Here is a 19,719-nt window from a genome sequence, read left to right on the forward strand (position 1 = left end):
CCCCGGCTTTTTCATTTCTTCTTCGCAGCCGCTTTTCGCCGCTTATCCAGATCCTTAATCAGCTTGTTCACCCGTTCATCGGCAAACATCGCTTCAAGCGTGGCGGAAAGCTTACGACGCCAGTTTTTGTACTGCGAACTGGTCCCCGGAATGTTGACCGGCTCCGCCATATCCAGCCAGTCTTCCGGCTGCAACCCTAATAACGCGCTGTTACTGTCGGCAATATAACGCTGCATACCCCGATTGAGCGTCGGCGTCATCGCCATCAGCGAGGCCTTATGTCCGACCCGTTTTGGCAGACAGCCGTACTTATGCAGCGCATCTAATAGCCCCTGCTTCGCCCGCTCACGGTCCTGATACAGTCCGCGCAGCACCACGTCATCAGGGTAGAGTCCCAGCGCTTTGCCGAGCGTCAGGTCGCCGCTGTCCCAATAACCTTTGAGCGTAGGAAGATCATGCGTCGTCGCGACAGCCATTGATTGTTCCGGATACGCTTTCGGCGCACGGTAGTTCTTCTCATGGTCGTTCTCGAAATAGAGCACTTTGTAAGAGTACACGCCGCAGGTTCGCAGCTTGCCAACAATCTCCACCGGAACGGTACCCAGATCTTCACCAATCACCATGCAGTGATGACGCTGACTTTCCAGCGCCAGAATCGACAGCAGGTCGTCAACCGGATAGTGAACATAGGCGCCGTGGTCGGCGGTTTCACCGTAGGGGATCCACCACAGGCGCAGCATCGACATGACGTGGTCGATACGCAGCGCGCCGCAGTTTTGCATATTCGCCCGCAGGAGTTCGATAAACGGCTCATAGGCGCGCGCCGTGATGATATGCGGATCCATCGGCGGCAGCCCCCAGTTCTGACCAAGCGGGCCGAGGATATCCGGCGGCGCGCCAACGGAGGCTTTCAGGCAATACAGCTCACGATCGCACCAGGTTTCCGAGCCACCTTCCGCCACGCCCACCGCCAGATCGCGATACAGGCCAATCGGCATCTTAAAGCCCTGACTGGTCTCCCAGCAGGCGGCAAACTGAGTGTAAGCCAACCACTGCAGCCAGAGCCAGAAATCCACCTCATCACGATGCGCGTGACAGAATTTTTTCACCTCCGGCGAATCAATCGACTGATAAGCCTTCGGCCAGACCGGCCAGCCCCAGCGCAGTTCGTCCTCTTTCACCTGATGAGCATGCAGCGCATCAAACGCCGCCTGCCAGTACAGGCTATCGCCTTCCTGAGCCACGAACGCCCGGAACGCCGCCATCTGCTCATCGTCGCGCGCGGCAAATCCTTTCCACGCCATGCGCAGCGCCGTCATTTTCAGCGCGGTGACGGTGGAATAATCAACCCATTCAGCGTCCCGCGCCTGTTGCAACGCTTGCTGCGTGGCGGGTTTCTGCCACCAGGCCTGCGCCTCTTTGCTCAGGCGAAAATCGTCTACGGCGTTCACGTCGATGTAAATGACGTTCAGCCAGCGGCGCGAGGACGGGCTGTACGGACTGGCGCTCTCCGGGTTTGCCGGATAGAGCGCATGGATCGGGTTGAGGCCGATAAACGCCCCCCCACGCTTTGCCACATCTACCAGCATCGACTTCAGATCGCCGAAGTCACCAATCCCCCAGTTGCGCTCCGAACGCAGCGTATACAGCTGAACACAGGCCCCCCAGAGTTTCTGACCGTTCAGCAGCGCCTGCGGCTCGTAGCAGCGTTTTGGCGCCACAATGACGCGGCAATGGTGTCGCTGCTCATCCTGCGTCAGGGTCAGCGTGTGATAGCCCAGCGGCAGCTTTGTCGGCAGAGTAAAGGATTTACCGCCAGTGGCATGCCCCTTAAACTGCTCCCCCTCTTCGGTGGTCAACAGCCAGTTGAATTCACCGTGTCCTTCCACCGCCAGCGGCATCTTTTTGCCTGCGATGTAGACCATCACATTCGGCACCGGCGTCACCGCCACTTTTGTGGCGGCGGTACGGTGCATAGCATCCAACAAACGTCGCTTGGTTTCGGCACCAATTGACTGCGGTTTGCCGTGGGCATTGATATAATTGGGACTGATCCCGGCCGCCAGCGCGGCATTATCCAGACGTTTGTTATCCATCGCGCTTCCTTAGCGTTTCGCCTGCCAGATTCGGGTCTGATAATCGCGAATGGAGCGATCCGAGCTGAACATACCGCAGCGCGCGGAGTTCAGGATCGCCGCACGCGTCCAGGCCTCCTGGTCACGATACAACACATCCACCTGTTTCTGCGCCTCAACATAGGCCGCAAAGTCCGCCATCACCAGATACGGATCGCCACCCTGTTTGCCCATACTGTGCAGCATCTGGTCAAAGGCGTGCTTATCACCGCCGCTGAATTTCCCGCTTTCCAGTTCTTTCAGCACGGCATCGAGCACTTTATCCTTCTTGCGCCATTTCAGCGGATCGTAACCTTTGGCTTTCAGCGCCTTCACCTGTTCCACGGTATGACCAAAGATAAAGATATTCTCGTCACCCACTTTCTCGGCGATTTCCACGTTCGCGCCGTCCAGCGTACCGACCGTTAGCGCGCCGTTGAGCGCCAGCTTCATGTTTCCGGTACCGGAAGCCTCTTTCCCCGCCGTGGAGATCTGCTCGGAGATATCCGCCGCCGGAATCAGCATTTCTGCCGCCGACACGCAGTAATCCGGCAGGAACACCACTTTCAGCTTGTCGCCGACTTTCGGGTCGTTGTTGATGGTTTCTGCCACCTTGTTAATGGCAAAAATGATGTTTTTCGCCAGGTAGTAACCCGGAGCCGCCTTCGCGCCAAACAGGAAGACGCGCGGCACGCGGTCTGCCTGCGGGTTTTCGCGGATCTCTTTATACAGCGCCAGGATATGCAGCAGGTTCAGGTGCTGACGCTTGTACTCGTGCAGACGTTTAATCTGAATGTCGAAAATCGCCTGCGGGTTAATCTCAATCCCGGTGCGGACCTTCACAAACTCAGCCAGACGCACCTTATTCGCCTGCTTGATATCACGCCAGGTCTTGCGGAACCTGGCATCGTCGGCGTATTTCTCCAGGTTGATCAACTGGTCGAGATCGTTCGCCCACTCTTTCTTCAGCGTTTTATCAAACAATGCGGCCAGTTCCGGGTTGCACTGCTTGATCCAGCGACGCGGCGTGATGCCGTTGGTCACGTTATGGAACTTGTTCGGCCACAGCTTGTGATATTCCGGGAACAGATCCTTCACCACCAGATCGGAGTGCAGCGCAGCAACGCCATTGACCGCAAAGCCGCTGACCACGCACATGTTCGCCATGCGCACCTGTTTGTCGTGGACCACCGCCAGCTTCGCCCAAACCTGTTTGTCGCCAGGCCAGGTTTTATCGACCCGCTTCTTAAAGCGATCGTTAATCTCTTTGATGATCTGCATGTGGCGCGGCAGCAGCGCTTTCACCAGTTTCTCATCCCAGCACTCCAGCGCTTCTGGCATCAGGGTGTGGTTGGTATAGGCGAAGGTTTTGCTGGTGATTGCCCAGGCGTCATCCCAGCTCATCTGGTGTTCGTCAAGCAGCACACGCAGCAGTTCCGGAATTGCAATCGTCGGGTGAGTATCGTTCAGTTGAATGACTTCGTAATCCGCCAGTTCATGCAGCTTGCGGCCGGCCAGATGATGGCGACGCAGAATATCGGCCACCGAACAGGCGCACTGGAAGTATTGCTGCATCAGACGCAGCTTCTTACCCGCCGTGTGGTTGTCGTTCGGGTAAAGCACTTTAGTCAGTTTATCGGCATCGATCCCCTGCTGTTCCGCACGCAGGAAATCGCCGTCATTAAATTTAGTCAGGTTAAACGGATGCGCATGAGTGGCCTGCCACAGACGCAGCGGTTGCGCCACGCCGTTACGGTAGCCCAATACCGGCAGATCCCACGCCTGCCCGGTAATCACAAAGCCGGGTTCCCAGCGACCGTCTTTTGTCACCTTGCCGCCAATGCCGACCTGCACATCAAGCTGCTCGTTATGACGGAACCACGGATAGCTGCCGCGATGCCAGTCATCCGGCGCTTCCATTTGCTGACCATCGGCAAACGACTGACGGAACAGGCCGTACTGATAGTTCAGACCGTAACCGGTGGCAGATTGACCCACCGTCGCCATCGAGTCCAGGAAGCAGGCGGCGAGACGACCCAATCCCCCGTTGCCCAACGCCGGGTCAGTCTCCTCTTCCAGCAGATCGGTCAGGTTGATGTCGTGCGCTTTCAGCGCGTCGCTCACCGCCTGATACCAACCCAAATTAAGCAGGTTATTCCCCGTCAGACGACCAATCAGGAACTCCATAGAGATGTAGTTCACATGGCGCTGGTTTTTCGCCGGTTTCGCCACAGGTTGCGCACTGAGGAGTTCCGCCAGTGCACCACTGACGGCGTGCCACCATTGACGGGTCGTCATCTCGTGAGCTGACAGTAAACCGAAATGCTGCCACTGACGCGTCAGGGCTGCCTGAAATTGCTCTTGATTGAAGGTAGGCTGTGACATAGGAATTCCGGGTCCTTTGGTAAAAAACAACGTTATCGCTAGTTTGCCAGGCTCAATGTTGACCTTCCTCATCCCACTCTTGATTAGGCAGGGAGGAGTAGTGGGGATGAGCGAAAAAGTGTGATCGCCGCCACTTAAAGGTAGCGTACGGAATGAGGATTGGTGACGATTTCGCCGCACTAAAGATAAGGTTAACGCCGGGCAACGGCAAATTTCAGAAAGCACTCATCAGGTATATGTTAATGGAGAAATAGTTTCTAACCTGAAATATCAAAAGGCTGTCGGAATAATCGTACTGATATTAAATTCCTGTCGCGTTATAGGGCCACTTTCGCTAAAAAAGGCAAAGAGCGTAGGGATAAAATGACCCTATTTAACACCGTAGAATCTCCCCTCCAACCCAGACTGTTTGCGCCTTGCGCGCGATTGAAAGCGGTTTCTGTCAGAGTTATAAAGATTTGTGACAGAGTGCAAATTCAGAAACACAAAAAGACCTCTTAACTTGCAATAAGGTGTTTTCTGGCCGACCTTATATCTATTAATTACGAAGCGCAAAAAAAATCGCAGTCCCCCATTTTCCACAGTGAAGTGCTAACTATGTTGATTCCGTCTAAACTCAGTCGTCCGGTTCGACTCGACCATACGGTGGTTCGTGAGCGCCTGTTGGCTAAACTTTCCGGCGCGAACAATTTCAGGCTGGCTCTGGTAACAAGTCCTGCAGGTTATGGGAAGACCACGCTCATTTCACAATGGGCTGCCGGGAAAAGTGAGCTCGGCTGGTACTCGCTGGATGAGGGAGACAACCAGCAGGAGCGTTTTGCCAGCTATCTGATTGCCGCGGTACAGCAGGCCACCAACGGTCATTGCACCACCAGCGAAGTGATGGTGCAAAAACGTCAGTATGTCAGTCTGACCTCGCTTTTCGCGCAGCTCTTTATTGAGCTGGCGGAGTGGCATCGCCCGCTGTATCTGGTCATCGACGATTACCACCTGATCACTAACCCGGTGATTCATGAATCCATGCGCTTCTTCCTGCGCCACCAGCCTGAAAATCTCACGCTGGTGGTGCTGTCGCGTAACTTGCCGCAGTTGGGGATTGCCAACCTGCGCGTGCGCGATCAGCTTCTGGAGATAGGCAGTCAGCAACTGGCCTTTAATCACCAGGAAGCAAAACAGTTTTTTGACCGCCGTTTATCCTCCCCCATCGAAGCCGCCGAAAGCAGTCGGATGTGTGACGATGTGGCGGGCTGGGCGACAGCATTACAGCTCATCGCCCTCTCTGCGCGGCAGAACAACCACTCTGCGCACCAGTCGGCACGCCGTCTGGCAGGCATTAACGCCAGCCATCTCTCGGATTATCTGGTCGATGAAGTGCTGGACAGCGTCGATGTCAGCACCCGTCTCTTCCTGTTGAAAAGCGCGGTGTTACGCTCAATGAACGACGCGCTGATCGTTCGTGTGACCGGTGAAGAGAACGGTCAGATGCGACTGGAAGAGATTGAGCGCCAGGGGCTTTTCCTGCAACGGATGGATGACACCGGCGAATGGTTCAGCTACCACCCGCTGTTTGGCAGCTTCCTGCGTCAGCGCTGCCAGTGGGAACTGGCGACAGAGTTACCTGATATCCATCGCGCCGCCGCGGAGAGCTGGATGGCGCAGGGCTTCCCCAGTGAAGCCATCCACCACGCGCTGGCGGCGGGCGATGCGCATATGCTGCGTGATATCTTGCTTAACCACGCGTGGGGATTGTTTAACCACAGCGAACTGGCACTGCTGGAAGAGTCGTTAAAAGCGCTGCCGTGGGAAAGCCTGCTGGAAAATCCGCGTCTGGTGTTGCTTCAGGCCTGGCTGATGCAGAGCCAGCACCGCTACAGCGAAGTGAACACCCTGCTGGCCCGTGCTGAACAAGAGATTCAGGGGGTGATGGACAGCACGCTGCACGCCGAATTTAACGCGCTCCGCGCTCAGGTGGCGATCAACGACGGTAATCCTGATGAGGCCGAGCATCTGGCAAAACAAGCGCTGGATGAGCTGCCCATCGCCTTGTACTACAGCCGTATTGTGGCGACCTCGGTACACGGTGAAGTGCTGCACTGTAAGGGCGATCTCTCTCGTTCTTTAACGCTGATGCAGCAGACCGAACAGATGGCGCGTCATCATGATGTCTGGCACTACGCGCTCTGGAGTTTGATCCAGCAAAGTGAAATTCTCTTTGCCCAGGGATTTTTGCAGGCCGCCTGGGAAACTCAGGAGAAAGCGTTCCAGTTGATTAAAGATCAGCATCTGGAACAGTTGCCCATGCACGAGTTCCTGGTGCGCATTCGTGCCCAACTGCTGTGGGCGTGGGCGCGACTGGACGAATCGGAAGCCTCTGCGCGCAGCGGCATCGAAGTGCTCTCCGCCTTTCAGCCGCAGCAGCAGCTACAGTGCCTGGCGCTGCTGGTGCAGTGCTCGCTGGCCCGTGGCGATCTGGACAATGCCCGCAGCCATCTTAACCGTCTTGAGAATCTGCTTGGCAACGGTCACTACCATAGCGACTGGATCTCAAACGCCGACAAGGTTCGGGTGATCTACTGGCAAATGACCGGCGATAAAAAGTCGGCCGCCAACTGGCTGCGCCAGACACCGAAACCGGAGTTTGCCAACAACCACTTCCTGCAAGGCCAGTGGCGCAACATCGCCAGAGCGCAAATTTTGCTGGGCGAATTTGAACCCGCAGAGATAGTCCTGGAAGAGCTGAATGAAAACGCGCGCAGCCTGCGTCTGATGAGCGACCTGAACCGTAACCTGCTGCTGCTTAACCAGTTGTACTGGCAGGCCGGACGCAAAAATGACGCTCAGCGCGTACTGCTTGATGCCCTGCAATTAGCCAATCGCACCGGATTCATCAGCCATTTCGTGATTGAAGGTGAGTCGATGGCGCAACAGTTACGCCAGCTTATTCAACTGAATACATTGCCGGAACTGGACCAGCACCGCGCACAGCGCATTCTGCGTGAAATCAACCAGCATCACCGCCACAAGTACGCCCACTTTGACGAAGGCTTTGTGGAGCGCCTGCTGAATCATCCGGAAGTGCCGGAGCTTATCCGCACCAGTCCGCTGACGCAGCGAGAATGGCAGGTTCTGGGACTGATTTATTCTGGCTACAGCAACGAACAAATCGCTGGCGAACTGGCGGTGGCGGCAACCACTATCAAGACGCATATCCGTAATCTGTATCAGAAACTCGGCGTGGCGCACCGTCAGGATGCGGTACAACACGCACAGCGACTGCTGAAAATGATGGGTTATGGGGTATAGCGCCACCGGTTTTTCACTGGCGTTAACCTCACATATGTTCTGACGCGAACTGGTGCGCCTGGCAGGTAATGAATTCCGCAAACGCCGTGACGCCAGGTGCAGGATGCCGTCCCTTCGGGGTCACCAGATAAATTGCCCGTTCCAGCGCCAGATCTTCAAACGGCAAAATCACGATATCTTTATGGTTGAACTGGAACAGGGTTAAGCCGGTCGTAATACTGATCCCGTAATTGGCAGCAATCAGGCCCATCATCGTAGTGAGCTGTCGAACTTCCAGTTGATAATCAAAACTCATGGCCAGATTTTCACAGAGCTTATCGGTGTACTGCCGAATACTGGTCCCAACGCTGAAAGCAATAAAGGGATAATCGCAGACCTGACTGAGCGATACCGAAGATTGTTGTGCCAGAGGATGTTCGCGATGGCAGAGCAGATAAAATTTATCCGAGAACAATAGCGTCGAATCGAACGTGGTCAACGAGGGTTGCCCGGCGGTTAATGCCATGTCCGCCTGACCATCCAGCAATGCCTTCAGACAACGATCCCACTGGGTGTCGATCAGTTTCACATTACTTTGTGGCACCTTCTTACTGTATTTCACCAGGATTTCAGGTAGCCACTCCACCGCCAGCGAAGGCAACACCGCGAGGGTGATATCGTTGCTGTTTCCCGCCACCCGGTCTTTGATTTCACCCACGGCATCGTCGTGGCTCTGAACAATATTGCGCGCCAGATCGAGAAAATGAATGCCATCCGCATTCAACAATACTCGCCGCGTATCTCTGTCGAATAGCCGGTAGCCAATTTCCTCTTCCAGTGATGCAATCAGGGTACTAAACGCGGGCTGAGAAAGGTTAAACCGCCGGGCCGCCTGAGTAAAACTATCAGCCTCACTTAATATTAAAAAAGCCCTGAGTTGCTTAATCGAAAGATTCATTTCACACTCCTGCCATCGGAATCATTAATTATTTTATCGGTTTTTAAAATGAATAAAAGGCAGTTAATTTCTTTTTATGACCCACCCCACATTAACCACATTTTAATTTCGATAAACGAGTTCACCCCCACTAAAGTCGTTTAAGCATAACAAACTCAACGCCCTAAATAACCCTCTGTTTATAAGGTTATTTTTATATCCAAACAAAATTGCTATAGCGTTATTTTTATTTCAAATAATAGCATTAAGCCTTGCGTCAAATGACTCCATCGGATTTACAAATTAGTACCACCTGGCACACTGTGATAAAAATTAATGCACTGATAAAACATATAACCCTCTGCACATAGTTAACATTGTATTTACTTTCATACATTCCGAAGCAGATAAATTTATAAAAATATTAAGGAGAAACACATGCTGGCGCTAATAGGTGTGCTTACCATAGCCACCTTATTATTTTTTATCATGTCTAAAAGGATGTCACCTCTGGTTGCCCTGATCGTCATTCCGGTGATTGGCGCGCTGGCTGCAGGCTGCGGAACGGATACGGCAAAATATGTGGTCGAAGGCATCACAAAACTGGCCCCGATGGCGGCGATGTTTGTCTTTGCGATCGCTTTTTTTGGCGTCGTGACGGATGCCGGGATGTTTGACCCTATCGTGCGCGGCATTTTGCGCTTTGTAGGGACCAACCCGGTTAAAATCATCATCGGAACGGGTCTTCTGGCGCTTATCGCCCACCTTGACGGCAATGGCGCGGTAACCTTTTTAATTACGGTCCCCACCATGCTGCCGCTGTTCAATCGCCTCGGCATGGACAAACGGATCCTGCTTGGCATTGTTGCGCTCAGCGCCGGGGTCAACTTTTTACCCTGGACCGGCCCGATGATTCGCGCCTCTGCCGCGTTGAACGTTACCACCCATGACCTCTTTATCCCGCTCATTCCGGCGCAGCTCGCGGGCCTGGGTTTTATGGTCATGATGGGCTGGTATTGGGGTAAGCGCGAAGAGAAACGTCTTGGCGCAGCCCACTTTGCCGCTGCCGCAGGCGATTTCTCGCATCATAAGGAACTGACCGAGCAGGAAAAAGTCCTGCGTCGCCCGCATCTTTTCTGGGTCAACATCGCGCTGGTTATCGCCGTGATCGGCACGATGGTCTTCACCCGTATCTCCCCCACCGTCGCCTTCATGATCGCCCTGACGCTGGCGCTGATGATCAACTATCCGAATGTTGAAATGCAGAAAGAACGGATCAACGCCCACGCCAAAGCCGCGCTGATGATGGCCAGCATCCTGTTCGCAGCAGGGGCATTTACCGGGATCATGGGCGGCGCGGGCATGCTTAAAGCGATGTCTCACGCGGCGGTGGAGTTTATGCCTGCGGCGCTGGCGTCCCATATTCCGTTCATCGTCGGCCTTATCTCGATGCCGCTGTCGCTGATTTTCGATCCCGACTCTTACTACTTCGGCATTATGCCTGTCGTCGCGCATACCGTGGACATCATGGGTATCCCCGCCATTCAGGTCGCTCAGGCATCGGTGCTGGGTCAGATGACCACCGGCTTCCCGGTCAGCCCACTGACCCCCGCGACCTTCCTGTTGGTCAGCCTTGCCGGTGTCGACCTCGCGGATCACCAAAAATTCTCCATCCCGGTCCTGTGGGCAGCCAGCGTCATTATGACCTTTGCCGCCGCCCTCACCGGCGTCTTCCCGATTTAACAGCACATTTCTTGTGACGAATTAAGGAAATAGAATGAAAACAATTCGAATTGGTTCCGGAGCAGGCTACGCAGGCGATCGCATTGAACCTGCGGTTGAACTGGCCGAAAAAGGGGAACTGGATTATCTGGTGTTTGAATGTCTGGCAGAGCGCACCATCGCCATTGGACAAAAACAGAAGCAACAGGATCCGAACAAAGGCTATAACGAACTGCTCGACGCGCGGATGCGCGCGGTGTTACCGACCTGTCACGCTAAAAGCGTGCGGATCATCTCTAACATGGGTTCCGCCAACCCGGTCGCCGCCGGAAAAGCAGTGCTGAAGATAGCCCAGGAGCTGGGTCTGCATGGCCTTAAAGTCGCGGTAGTCACTGGCGATGAGGTGTTGTCACTTATTCAGTCGATGGACCTGACGCTGGATGAAGCCGGCGTCCCCGTCTCTCGCTTTGAAAAAACCTTACTTTCTGCAAACGCGTATTTAGGTGCCGCGGGGTTACTGGAAGCGCTTGATTCCGATGCGGATGTAGTGATTGCCGGACGCGTCGCGGACCCTTCTCTTTTCCTTGCGCCGATGATGCATGAGTTCAACTGGGCCGCTGATGACTGGCAGCATCTGGGCCTGGGGACCTGTATCGGTCATCTTCTGGAATGCGCCGGACAAATCACCGGCGGATATTATGCCGATCCGGGAGTGAAGGATGTCCCTCGTCTGGCACATCTCGGTTTCCCGCTGGCTGAAGTCAGTGAAGATGGCAACGCCACCATTACCAAAGTGGCCGGTTCCGGCGGACGGGTCACCGAAGACACCTGCAAAGAGCAACTGCTGTACGAAATCCACCGGCCGGATCGTTATCTCACCCCTGACGTGGTCGCTGACTTTAGCCATGTGCGTTTCAGCCAGTGCGGTCCGGATGCCGTGCGGGTTACCGGCGCGACGGGCGCGCCACGCACCGAAACGCTGAAGGTTTCCGTCGGTTATCAGGATGGCTTTATCGGTGAAGGTGAAATTTCCTACGCCGGTCCGGGCGCGGTAAATCGCGGCCGTCTCGCTCTCGATATCGTGCGTGAGCGCTTTGCCATTTGCCACGTCAATGCCGAAGAAACGCGTTATGACCTCATTGGCGTCAATGCGCTGCATGGTGAAACGCGCGGTCAGTACAGCGATCCTTATGAAGTGCGCGCCCGCGTTGCTGCCCGCTGCGCCACCCGCGCGCAGGCGGTTACCGTCGGTAACGAAGTGGAAACGCTCTATACCAACGGTCCTGCGGGCGGCGGCGGCGTCATGAAATCCGTAAAAGAAATCCTGGCGATGGATTCCACGCTTATTCCGCGTCAATGCGTTCAACACCACGTTACCGTACTGGAGAATAAATAATGAAATTACGTGAAATCGCTCATTCCCGTACCGGAGATAAAGGAAATATTTCCAATATTTCATTAATTGCCTGGCGCCCGGAAGATTATGCCACGCTGGCAGAACAGGTCACCGCCGAAAAAGTCAAAGCCTGGTTTGGCGATATCGTACAGGGCGAAGTGATTCGTTATGAATTACCGGAACTCGGCGCGCTAAATTTCGTGATGCATAAAGCGCTGGGAGGTGGTGTCACTCGCTCACTGGCGCTCGATATGCACGGCAAAGGGCTAAGCTCTGCGTTACTGGATATGCCCATTTAATTTTTCGGACACCAACATCCTCACGCTTCGGCGGGATTTCATTATCCCGCCAGAGGATCCCTGTCCTCAAAACAGCAAGTACACCATTATGCAAAACAAAAGAATAACGGCGGATAAATTCCGCGAATTATTACATGACGGCATGAGCATTATGTTTGGCGGCTTCATGGGCGTCGGGACGCCGGAATATCTGGTGGCAGAAATTATGCGTTCCGGGGTGAAAGAATTAACGCTTATCGGCAATGACACCGCATTTGTCGATAAAGGTATTGGTCCTCTGATTTCTAACGGCCAGGTCAAAAAAGTGATCGCCTCTCATATTGGCACCAACCCGGAAACCGGTAAAAAAATGATTTCCGGCGAACTCGATGTTCAGTTAGTGCCGCAAGGAACGCTCGCCGAACAGATCCGCGCGGGCGGCGCCGGACTGGGGGGATTCCTCACGCAAACCGGACTGGGCACGGTGGTGGAAGAAAATAAACAAACGCTGCTGGTCAATGGTGAGAAATGGCTGCTGGAGCAACCTCTGCGCGCCGATCTCGCCATTCTTCTTGCCAGTCATGCCGATGAGGCCGGCAATCTCACCTATGACCTGACCGCCCGCAACTTCAACCCGGTGATGGCCCTAGCCGCCGATGTGGTCGTGGCCGAAACCCGCGACATCGGCGCGTTGGGAAGTATTCCTCCTGTGCACGTCATCACCCCCGGTGCGCTGGTGGATCATCTGTTCATGGAGGCCCAGTAATGAACGCAAAAGAACTTATTGCCCGCCGCGTGGCGCAAGAGTTACACGACGGCGACGTCGTTAATCTGGGCATTGGCCTGCCGACGCAGGTCGCGAACTACCTGGCCGAGGATATTCAGGTCACGTTGCAGTCGGAAAATGGTTTTCTTGGCCTCGGCCCTCTGGACGAAGTGAATGCCTGTCTCGTCAATGCAGGCGGTCAGCCGTGCGGCATGATCCCAGGCGCGGCAATGTTCGACAGTTGCTTCTCTTTCGCTCTTATTCGCGGGGGACATGTTGATGTCTGCGTGCTCGGCGGTTTGCAGGTCGATGAACGCGGAAATCTCGCCAACTGGATGGTGCCCGGAAAAATGGTGCCAGGCATGGGTGGGGCAATGGACCTCGTGGCTGGTGCAAAAAAAGTCATCATTGCGATGGAGCACTGCGCTAAAAATGGCGAGCCAAAGCTGCTACACCGCTGCAGTTACCCCTTAACGGCGGTTGGCAAAGTCAGCAAAGTCATCACCGAACTCGCCGTATTCAGCTTTGTGAACGGCGAAATGATCCTCGACGAAATCAGCGACACCCTCACGCTTGATGAACTTCGTGCGCGTACGGAAGCACACTTCCGTGTTTGTGCACACCTGAAAACACTGCAGCCCGTGGAGGCTCTGGCATGAACGACTCCATTGTTATTGTGAGTGCGAAACGCACCCCTATTGGTAAATTTGCCGGCAGCCTGGCAGACGTCCCGGCGGTGATGCTGGGCGCGACCAGCGTGCGGGCGAACCTGCTGGACCTTCCGTCAGATATCAACATTGACGAGGTGATCCTCGGCAACGTGTTACAGGCCGGATTAGGGCAAAACCCGGCCCACCAGGTGACGCATCATGCGGGCTTAGCGGAGAGCGTGCCGTCATTCACGGTCAATAAAGTCTGCGGCTCTGGCCTGAAAACCGTCGTGCTGGGCGCGCAGTCCATTTTGAGTGGCGATAATCAGACCTGTATTGTCGGCGGGATGGAAAACATGAGCGCCGCCCCTTACCTACTGGCCCGCGCGCGCCAGGGGTATCGTATGGGCAACGGTGAACTGACAGACGTGATGATCCACGACGGGCTCTGGTGCGCCTTCAATGATTACCACATGGGGATCACGGCGGAAAATATTGCCAAACGCTATCGCTTAAGCCGCGAAGAGCAGGACCAGGTAGCGCTGGCATCGCAGCAAAAAGCGATAGCCGCGATCAACGCCGGCTATTTCAGGCAGGAGATCGTGCCGGTAACCCTGAAGCGTAAAAAAGAGGTCTGTCTGTTTGATACCGATGAGTTTCCACGCCCGGAAACCGATGCCGGTTCGCTGGCGAAACTGCGTCCGGCCTTTGAAAGTACGGGAACCGTCACCGCAGGCAATGCCTCCGGCATCAATGACGCGGCGGCGACGCTGGTCCTGATGTCCGAGCGCGCTGCGCGTGCGCGTGGGATTACACCGTTAGCGCGCCTGAAGAGTTGGGCTTCGGCCGGGGTTGACGCCAGTATGATGGGACTCGGCCCAATACCAGCGACAAAACGGGCGCTGGAAAAAGCCAAAATGACGGTCAGCGATCTGGATTTAATCGAAGCCAACGAAGCCTTTGCCGCACAGTATCTGGCGGTTGCCCGCGAACTCGACTTCCCGGAAGAGAAAGTGAACGTCAACGGCGGCGCGATCGCGCTGGGACATCCTATTGGCGCAAGCGGCGCACGGATTCTGGTGACGCTAGTTCACGCGTTGCAGCAGCGCAATAAATCCACCGGGCTGGCAACGCTGTGCATCGGCGGGGGTCAGGGGATCGCCGTGATTGTTGAGCGTCTGTAAGCGCGTCATCCGCACGTCCCCGGCACGCCGGGGACGGTTTCAGCCAGCACGTCTAGCACAGTTCAAGTTGAATATGGTTCTCGGTAATCACCTGGAGCACACCCGCCGGCGGCAGAATGTCGGTATACACTGCATCCACCAGGTTGATGCTGCCCATGTTCACCATCGCATTACGGCCAAACTTCGAATGATCCACCACCAGCATGACGTGGCGGGAATTCTCGATAATCGCACGCTTGGTGCGCACCTCATGATAGTCGAACTCCAGCAGCGAGCCGTCGCTGTCGATGCCGCTTATCCCCAGAATGCCAAAATCCAGGCGGAACTGGGAAATAAAGTCGAGCGTCGCTTCGCCAATAATGCCGCCGTCACGGCTGCGAAGCTCGCCGCCCGCGAGAATAATGCGAAAGTCCTCTTTTACCATCAGCGTGTTCGCGACGTTGAGGTTGTTGGTCACGATACGCAAATTACTGTGGTTGAGCAGCGCGTGCGCCACGGCCTCTGGCGTTGTCCCGATATCAATAAACAGCGTTGAACCGTTGGGGATCTGCGTGGCGACTTTGCGCGCAATGCGTTCTTTTTCCGCCGTCTGCGTAGCTTTACGATCGTGCCACGGCGTGTTGACTGAACTGGACGGCAGCGCCGCGCCGCCGTGGTGGCGCAGAATCATGTTTTGATCGGCCAGGTCGTTGAGATCCCGGCGAATGGTTTGTGGGCTGACGGAGAAATGCTCCACCAACTCTTCCGTACTGACGTATCCCTGTTTTTTTACCAGCTCAATGATTGCATCATGTCGTTGTGTTTGTTTCATTGTTATTCCCTGGAACTATGTTCGTTTTCGCGCATTTAAAGTATCCGCGAACGCCATTGCCAACCCAACTGCCAGCCCGGCGATATGTGCGCCATTGGCCATCGACATCCCAAACAAATCAAACCATCCGGCGACGATCCAAATCAGCGCGAAAATAATCAACCCGCGTTGCAGATAGATCCCGCTTTGCGGATCGCGCTCACCGCGCAGCCAGACGTAGCCCATCAGCGCGTAGACGACACCGGAAAGCCCGCCGAACCACGGGCCGCTAAACTTGTGCTGTACATATCCGCTCAGCAGGGCGCTGATGACCGTAATCACAATCAGTTTGCCGCTGCCTAAACGTTTTTCAACCGCACCGCCAAGATACCACCACCACAGCAGGTTGAAGAGAATGTGCATCAGTGAAAAGTGCATGAAGGCGTGCGTGAAGTAGCGCCAGACATCAAACTGTAATGACGGGTCGAACGGCCAGGCCAGCCACATCATCACGGTTTGATCGCCAACGATGTTCATGACGATAAACACCAGAATGCAGGCTGCCATTATCAGCCAGGTGACCGGACCAGCCCGCTCACGCAGTGTGGCTAAAAACGGGAAACGGCGGTAATGAAGTCCACTGCCGGTATGACCGGACTGCCAGCTGGCCGCGAGATAACGCGGATCGCCGGGATTCTCCAGAAAACGCGCCAGCTCCGCATGCACACGTTCGGCCTGCGTTTCATCCGCCAGCCAGACATCGCTTTGATGATGTTGTTGAATGGTCAGGATAACGCCCTGCGTCGCCATGTAATCAACAAAGGCCTGCGCCACGCGGGGGTTAGCAAAAGAGGTAATCATCAACATTGTTGCTGTCGCTTAATCCGTACAAAAGAGGACAGTATAAAGGCTTACGAGCCGTATGCCACCTCTGCGGGAAAATGACGATGCCAGGCGTCAAATCCGCCATCTATGCTGTAGACCGCGTCATAGCCCTGCTGGAGCAAATATTGCGCCGCGCCTTTGCTGCTGTTGCCGTGGTAGCACATGACCATGACCACCGTATCGAAGTCATGATCGCGCATAAATGAACCCAGCGTGTCGTTCGTCAGATGAAATGCCTGGGGAGTATGACCCATTGCAAAACTTTGCGGATCGCGGATATCCACCAGTACCGCCGCGCCCCGATGCAGCTTCTGGTGCGCTTCTTCAACATTAATACATTCAAACTGTTCCATACATTCTCTTCTTTATAGTGCAGGTGAGACGTTTTCGGCATGTTGCCCCCTAGTTTACGTCCCCACGGGAGTGAAACGCCATAATGTTATATGTATCACTGTAAATTGTTTATTCGATGTTACCAATGGCGCGTTTCTTTGCTATTATGCTCGATAACGAACATTTATGAGCTATAACGAAAGTGCACGAGGGCAGCATGGAAACCAAAGATCTGATTGTGATAGGGGGAGGCATCAACGGTGCCGGTATCGCGGCAGATGCCGCTGGACGCGGTTTATCCGTGCTGATGCTGGAAGCGCAGGATCTTGCGTGCGCAACCTCCTCTGCCAGTTCTAAACTCATCCACGGTGGCCTGCGCTACCTGGAACACTACGAATTTCGGCTGGTGAGCGAAGCGCTGGCTGAGCGCGAAGTGCTGCTGAAAATGGCACCGCACATCGCCTTCCCGATGCGCTTTCGTCTGCCGCATCGTCCGCACCTGCGTCCGGCATGGATGATTCGCATTGGTCTGTTTATGTACGATCATCTGGGCAAACGCACCAGTTTGCCGGGTTCTTCCGGTTTGCGTTTTGGCGCAGAGTCCGTACTGAAACCCGAGATCGTGCGCGGTTTCGAATATTCTGACTGCTGGGTAGACGATGCGCGTCTGGTACTGGCCAATGCTCAGATGGTGGTGCGTAAAGGTGGGGAAGTGTTAACCCGCACTCGGGCAACCTCTGCACGTCGCGAAAACGGTCTGTGGGTAGTCGAAGCCGAAGATATCGATACCGGTAAGAAATTCACCTGGCAGGCACGGGGACTGGTCAATGCCACCGGTCCGTGGGTGAAAGAATTTTTCGACGAAGGCATGCATCTGCCTTCACCGTACGGTATTCGCCTGATCAAAGGCAGCCACATTGTGGTGCCGCGCGTCCACACCCAGAAACAGGCTTATATCCTGCAAAACGAAGATAAGCGCATTGTGTTTGTCATTCCGTGGATGGATGAATTCTCGATCATCGGCACCACCGACGTCGAGTACAAAGGCGACCCGAAAGCGGTGAAAATTGACGAAAGTGAAATCAATTACCTGCTCAAAGTGTACAACGCGCACTTTAAGAAACCGCTCGGTCGCGACGATATCGTCTGGACCTATTCCGGCGTGCGTCCGCTGTGCGACGACGAGTCGGATTCGCCGCAGGCCATCACCCGTGACTACACGCTGGATATTCATGATGAAAACGGCAAAGCGCCGCTGCTTTCCGTCTTCGGCGGTAAGCTGACCACCTACCGTAAGCTCGCCGAGCACGCGATGGAGAAACTGTCGTCGTACTATCAGGGCATTGGCCCGGCATGGACCAAAGACTGCGTGCTGCCAGGCGGTGAAATCGGTGGCGATCGCGAAGACTACGCGGCAAAACTGCGCCGTCGCTATCCGTTCCTGACGGAATCACTGGCGCGCCACTACTCGCGTACCTACGGCAGCAACACGGAGTGGATCCTCGGTGAAGCGACAACGGTCGCAGACCTGGGCGAAGACTTCGGTCATGAATTCTACGAAGCAGAACTGAAATATCTGGTGGACCACGAATGGGTTCGCCGCGCGGATGATGCGCTGTGGCGCCGTACGAAAGAAGGCATGTGGCTCAACGCCGAACAGCAGTCCCGCATGACCCAGTGGCTGGCGGAGTACGTCGAGAAACATCAGCTTTCACTGGCGTCTTAAATGACATTACGCCCGATAGACACGCGCTACCGGGCGTTTTATTACTTTCAGAGTGACTTCATTTTCCGCTTCCGCGCTTGTCCAAGCGCATCTGCCGTTCGTAATGCAGCAAGTACCGCTTCAGGCGTAATTTCGCAGGGTTCATTATGCATCGTTTCTCCCACCTGACAGGCTGCCTGTGCCACTGCCAGTAGCTCTTTATCGTTGACGTCAGCCAGACCAATATCTGCCAGCGTTATCGGTAGCCCCACGTCCTCACAGAACTGATAGACCTCTTCGACAAGTTCAGGAGCCCTGTCGGTTAACACCAGCATTGCCAGCGTACCAAAGGCCACTTTTTCACCGTGCCAGTACTGATGTGTTGCGGGAAGTACGGTTAAACCATTATGAATAGCATGCGCTGCCGCCAGTCCTCCACTTTCAAAACCGAGCCCGGATAACAGCGTATTGGCTTCAATCACATGTTCCAGCGCTGGCGTAACCTGGTGCTGCTCACAGGCCAGCTTTGCCGAACGACCATAGCGCATCAGCGTGTTGTAACAGAAGCGGGCCAGCTCAAAAGCCGTCATGGGGCCTGGACGGGTTGTCATATTCCCGGCCCCTTTTATCCGACAATCCTCGGCTTCAAACCAGGTCGCCAACGCATCCCCCATTCCGGAGATTAAGAAACGCACCGGCGCGGCGGCGATAATGGCGCTGTCCACCAACACCAACGTGGGATTACGGGGGATCATCAGATAGCGTTTGAATTGACCTTCCTGTGTATAGATGACGACTAATGAGCTGCAGGGGGCATCCGTTGAGGCAAGCGTGGGAACGACGGCAATAGGAAGACGCAAACTTGCCCCTGTCGCTTTGGCGGTGTCTAATGTTTTACCCCCGCCCATACCCACAATAACATCTGCCCCGACTTGCTGCGCACGCGCAGAAATTCTGGCGATCTCTTCATCGCTGCATTCGCTATTGAAAACCTCAATTTCAAAATCAACCACGCCGTGAAGTGCCGACGCGAGCGTATCCTGATATCTCTCGTAAACCACAGGGTCTTGTAAAATAAGCGCTTTATGCCCTAAAGAGGCAAGCTCCTGAGGCAGATGCGTTGTCAATGCGCCCTTTCCCTGAACATAGCGAGACGGAAATATTGCCGTTGTGACCATTCAAATTCTCCTTACCATTAAAGTTCAATATACGGAACGTTGATTCTTTATATGGAATTTATTGCAAGTTCTCTGGCGCACACAACCTACAAATCAGTAGAAAGCTTCATCCTG

15 protein-coding genes are annotated in these 19,719 nt (G+C 54.8%); 8 read left to right on the forward strand and 7 right to left on the reverse strand.

What is annotated here, in order from left to right; genetic code table 11:
- Nucleotides 1-11 precede the first annotated feature (11 nt).
- Nucleotides 12-2,096 carry a 4-alpha-glucanotransferase gene (gene malQ / locus QQZ17_RS11775; protein WP_152400306.1) on the reverse strand — a complete coding sequence of 695 codons (2,085 nt, stop codon included), beginning with the start codon at nucleotides 2,094-2,096 and terminating at the stop codon, nucleotides 12-14.
- Between the two features lie 9 nt (nucleotides 2,097-2,105).
- Complete coding sequence (gene malP, locus QQZ17_RS11780; RefSeq protein ID WP_152400308.1) at nucleotides 2,106-4,499, reverse strand: maltodextrin phosphorylase; 2,394 nt, start codon at nucleotides 4,497-4,499, stop codon at nucleotides 2,106-2,108.
- A 597-nt stretch (nucleotides 4,500-5,096) separates the two neighbouring features.
- Between malP and malT the strand changes: the two genes are divergently transcribed.
- The gene (gene malT, locus QQZ17_RS11785) at nucleotides 5,097-7,802 is read left to right on the forward strand and encodes an HTH-type transcriptional regulator MalT (RefSeq protein ID WP_152400310.1); all 2,706 of its coding nucleotides are present in this window, start codon (nucleotides 5,097-5,099) and stop codon (nucleotides 7,800-7,802) included.
- Between the two features lie 28 nt (nucleotides 7,803-7,830).
- On the opposite strand, the gene QQZ17_RS11790 is transcribed toward malT, so the two are convergent.
- Nucleotides 7,831-8,739: a LysR family transcriptional regulator gene (locus QQZ17_RS11790; protein WP_152400312.1), complete on the reverse strand. Its 909-nt coding sequence runs from the start codon at nucleotides 8,737-8,739 to the stop codon at nucleotides 7,831-7,833.
- Between the two features lie 417 nt (nucleotides 8,740-9,156).
- Here QQZ17_RS11790 and QQZ17_RS11795 point away from each other — a divergent pair, with 417 nt between their 5' ends.
- The 6 genes from QQZ17_RS11795 to QQZ17_RS11820 all read left to right on the forward strand — a co-directional run bounded on the left by QQZ17_RS11795 (nucleotide 9,157) and on the right by QQZ17_RS11820 (nucleotide 14,714).
- On the forward strand, nucleotides 9,157-10,461 hold the full coding sequence (locus QQZ17_RS11795) for a CitMHS family transporter (protein ID WP_152400314.1): 1,305 nt from the start codon (nucleotides 9,157-9,159) through the stop codon (nucleotides 10,459-10,461).
- Between the two features lie 34 nt (nucleotides 10,462-10,495).
- Nucleotides 10,496-11,836: an acyclic terpene utilization AtuA family protein gene (locus QQZ17_RS11800; protein ID WP_152400316.1), complete on the forward strand. Its 1,341-nt coding sequence runs from the start codon at nucleotides 10,496-10,498 to the stop codon at nucleotides 11,834-11,836.
- Nucleotides 11,836-12,135, forward strand: a complete 300-nt coding sequence (locus tag QQZ17_RS11805; protein WP_046491532.1) for an AtuA-related protein — start codon at nucleotides 11,836-11,838, stop codon at nucleotides 12,133-12,135. Before QQZ17_RS11800 ends, QQZ17_RS11805 begins: the two co-directional genes overlap by 1 nt.
- 88 nt (nucleotides 12,136-12,223) lie before the next feature.
- Nucleotides 12,224-12,880, forward strand: coding sequence for an acetate CoA-transferase subunit alpha (gene atoD, locus QQZ17_RS11810; protein ID WP_152400318.1), 657 nt, complete (start codon nucleotides 12,224-12,226; stop codon nucleotides 12,878-12,880).
- Nucleotides 12,880-13,539: a 3-oxoacid CoA-transferase subunit B gene (locus tag QQZ17_RS11815; protein WP_152400320.1), complete on the forward strand. Its 660-nt coding sequence runs from the start codon at nucleotides 12,880-12,882 to the stop codon at nucleotides 13,537-13,539. Before atoD ends, QQZ17_RS11815 begins: the two co-directional genes overlap by 1 nt.
- Nucleotides 13,536-14,714 carry an acetyl-CoA C-acetyltransferase gene (locus QQZ17_RS11820; protein WP_152400322.1) on the forward strand — a complete coding sequence of 393 codons (1,179 nt, stop codon included), beginning with the start codon at nucleotides 13,536-13,538 and terminating at the stop codon, nucleotides 14,712-14,714. Before QQZ17_RS11815 ends, QQZ17_RS11820 begins: the two co-directional genes overlap by 4 nt.
- 52 nt (nucleotides 14,715-14,766) lie before the next feature.
- Here QQZ17_RS11820 and QQZ17_RS11825 read toward each other — a convergent pair whose 3' ends face one another.
- Genes QQZ17_RS11825 through glpE form a run of 3 tightly spaced genes read right to left on the reverse strand, consistent with a single transcriptional unit; the run spans nucleotide 14,767 to nucleotide 16,742 of the window.
- Complete coding sequence (locus QQZ17_RS11825; RefSeq protein ID WP_042322936.1) at nucleotides 14,767-15,525, reverse strand: DeoR/GlpR family transcriptional regulator; 759 nt, start codon at nucleotides 15,523-15,525, stop codon at nucleotides 14,767-14,769.
- Nucleotides 15,526-15,540: 15 nt separating this feature from the next.
- Complete coding sequence (glpG, locus tag QQZ17_RS11830; protein ID WP_152400325.1) at nucleotides 15,541-16,371, reverse strand: rhomboid family intramembrane serine protease GlpG; 831 nt, start codon at nucleotides 16,369-16,371, stop codon at nucleotides 15,541-15,543.
- Between the two features lie 44 nt (nucleotides 16,372-16,415).
- Nucleotides 16,416-16,742 carry a thiosulfate sulfurtransferase GlpE gene (glpE, locus tag QQZ17_RS11835; RefSeq protein WP_152400327.1) on the reverse strand — a complete coding sequence of 109 codons (327 nt, stop codon included), beginning with the start codon at nucleotides 16,740-16,742 and terminating at the stop codon, nucleotides 16,416-16,418.
- Nucleotides 16,743-16,939: 197 nt separating this feature from the next.
- Here glpE and glpD point away from each other — a divergent pair, with 197 nt between their 5' ends.
- On the forward strand, nucleotides 16,940-18,448 hold the full coding sequence (gene glpD / locus QQZ17_RS11840; RefSeq protein ID WP_152400329.1) for a glycerol-3-phosphate dehydrogenase: 1,509 nt from the start codon (nucleotides 16,940-16,942) through the stop codon (nucleotides 18,446-18,448).
- 47 nt (nucleotides 18,449-18,495) lie between these two features.
- Here glpD and QQZ17_RS11845 read toward each other — a convergent pair whose 3' ends face one another.
- Complete coding sequence (locus QQZ17_RS11845; protein WP_152400331.1) at nucleotides 18,496-19,605, reverse strand: glycerol dehydrogenase; 1,110 nt, start codon at nucleotides 19,603-19,605, stop codon at nucleotides 18,496-18,498.
- Between the last annotated feature and the right edge of the window lie 114 nt (nucleotides 19,606-19,719).

The sequence above is a fragment of the Citrobacter sp. T1.2D-1 genome, from assembly GCF_950098555.1.
GTDB classification, from domain to species: Bacteria; Pseudomonadota; Gammaproteobacteria; order Enterobacterales; family Enterobacteriaceae; genus Citrobacter_A; species Citrobacter_A telavivensis.

Bases quoted from the DNA above. Each gene is read 5' to 3' on its own strand.
- glpE (WP_152400327.1), bottom strand. From the start codon at position 16,742: ATGGAACAGTTTGAATGTATTAATGTTGAAGAAGCGCACCAGAAGCTG.
- malT (WP_152400310.1), top strand. From the start codon at position 5,097: ATGTTGATTCCGTCTAAACTCAGTCGTCCGGTTCGACTCGACCATACG.
- malP (WP_152400308.1), bottom strand. From the start codon at position 4,499: ATGTCACAGCCTACCTTCAATCAAGAGCAATTTCAGGCAGCCCTGACG.
- QQZ17_RS11800 (WP_152400316.1), top strand. From the start codon at position 10,496: ATGAAAACAATTCGAATTGGTTCCGGAGCAGGCTACGCAGGCGATCGC.
- QQZ17_RS11790 (WP_152400312.1), bottom strand. From the start codon at position 8,739: ATGAATCTTTCGATTAAGCAACTCAGGGCTTTTTTAATATTAAGTGAG.
- QQZ17_RS11825 (WP_042322936.1), bottom strand. From the start codon at position 15,525: ATGAAACAAACACAACGACATGATGCAATCATTGAGCTGGTAAAAAAA.
- QQZ17_RS11815 (WP_152400320.1), top strand. From the start codon at position 12,880: ATGAACGCAAAAGAACTTATTGCCCGCCGCGTGGCGCAAGAGTTACAC.
- atoD (WP_152400318.1), top strand. From the start codon at position 12,224: ATGCAAAACAAAAGAATAACGGCGGATAAATTCCGCGAATTATTACAT.
- glpD (WP_152400329.1), top strand. From the start codon at position 16,940: ATGGAAACCAAAGATCTGATTGTGATAGGGGGAGGCATCAACGGTGCC.
- QQZ17_RS11820 (WP_152400322.1), top strand. From the start codon at position 13,536: ATGAACGACTCCATTGTTATTGTGAGTGCGAAACGCACCCCTATTGGT.
- QQZ17_RS11845 (WP_152400331.1), bottom strand. From the start codon at position 19,605: ATGGTCACAACGGCAATATTTCCGTCTCGCTATGTTCAGGGAAAGGGC.
- glpG (WP_152400325.1), bottom strand. From the start codon at position 16,371: ATGTTGATGATTACCTCTTTTGCTAACCCCCGCGTGGCGCAGGCCTTT.
- malQ (WP_152400306.1), bottom strand. From the start codon at position 2,096: ATGGATAACAAACGTCTGGATAATGCCGCGCTGGCGGCCGGGATCAGT.
- QQZ17_RS11805 (WP_046491532.1), top strand. From the start codon at position 11,836: ATGAAATTACGTGAAATCGCTCATTCCCGTACCGGAGATAAAGGAAAT.
- QQZ17_RS11795 (WP_152400314.1), top strand. From the start codon at position 9,157: ATGCTGGCGCTAATAGGTGTGCTTACCATAGCCACCTTATTATTTTTT.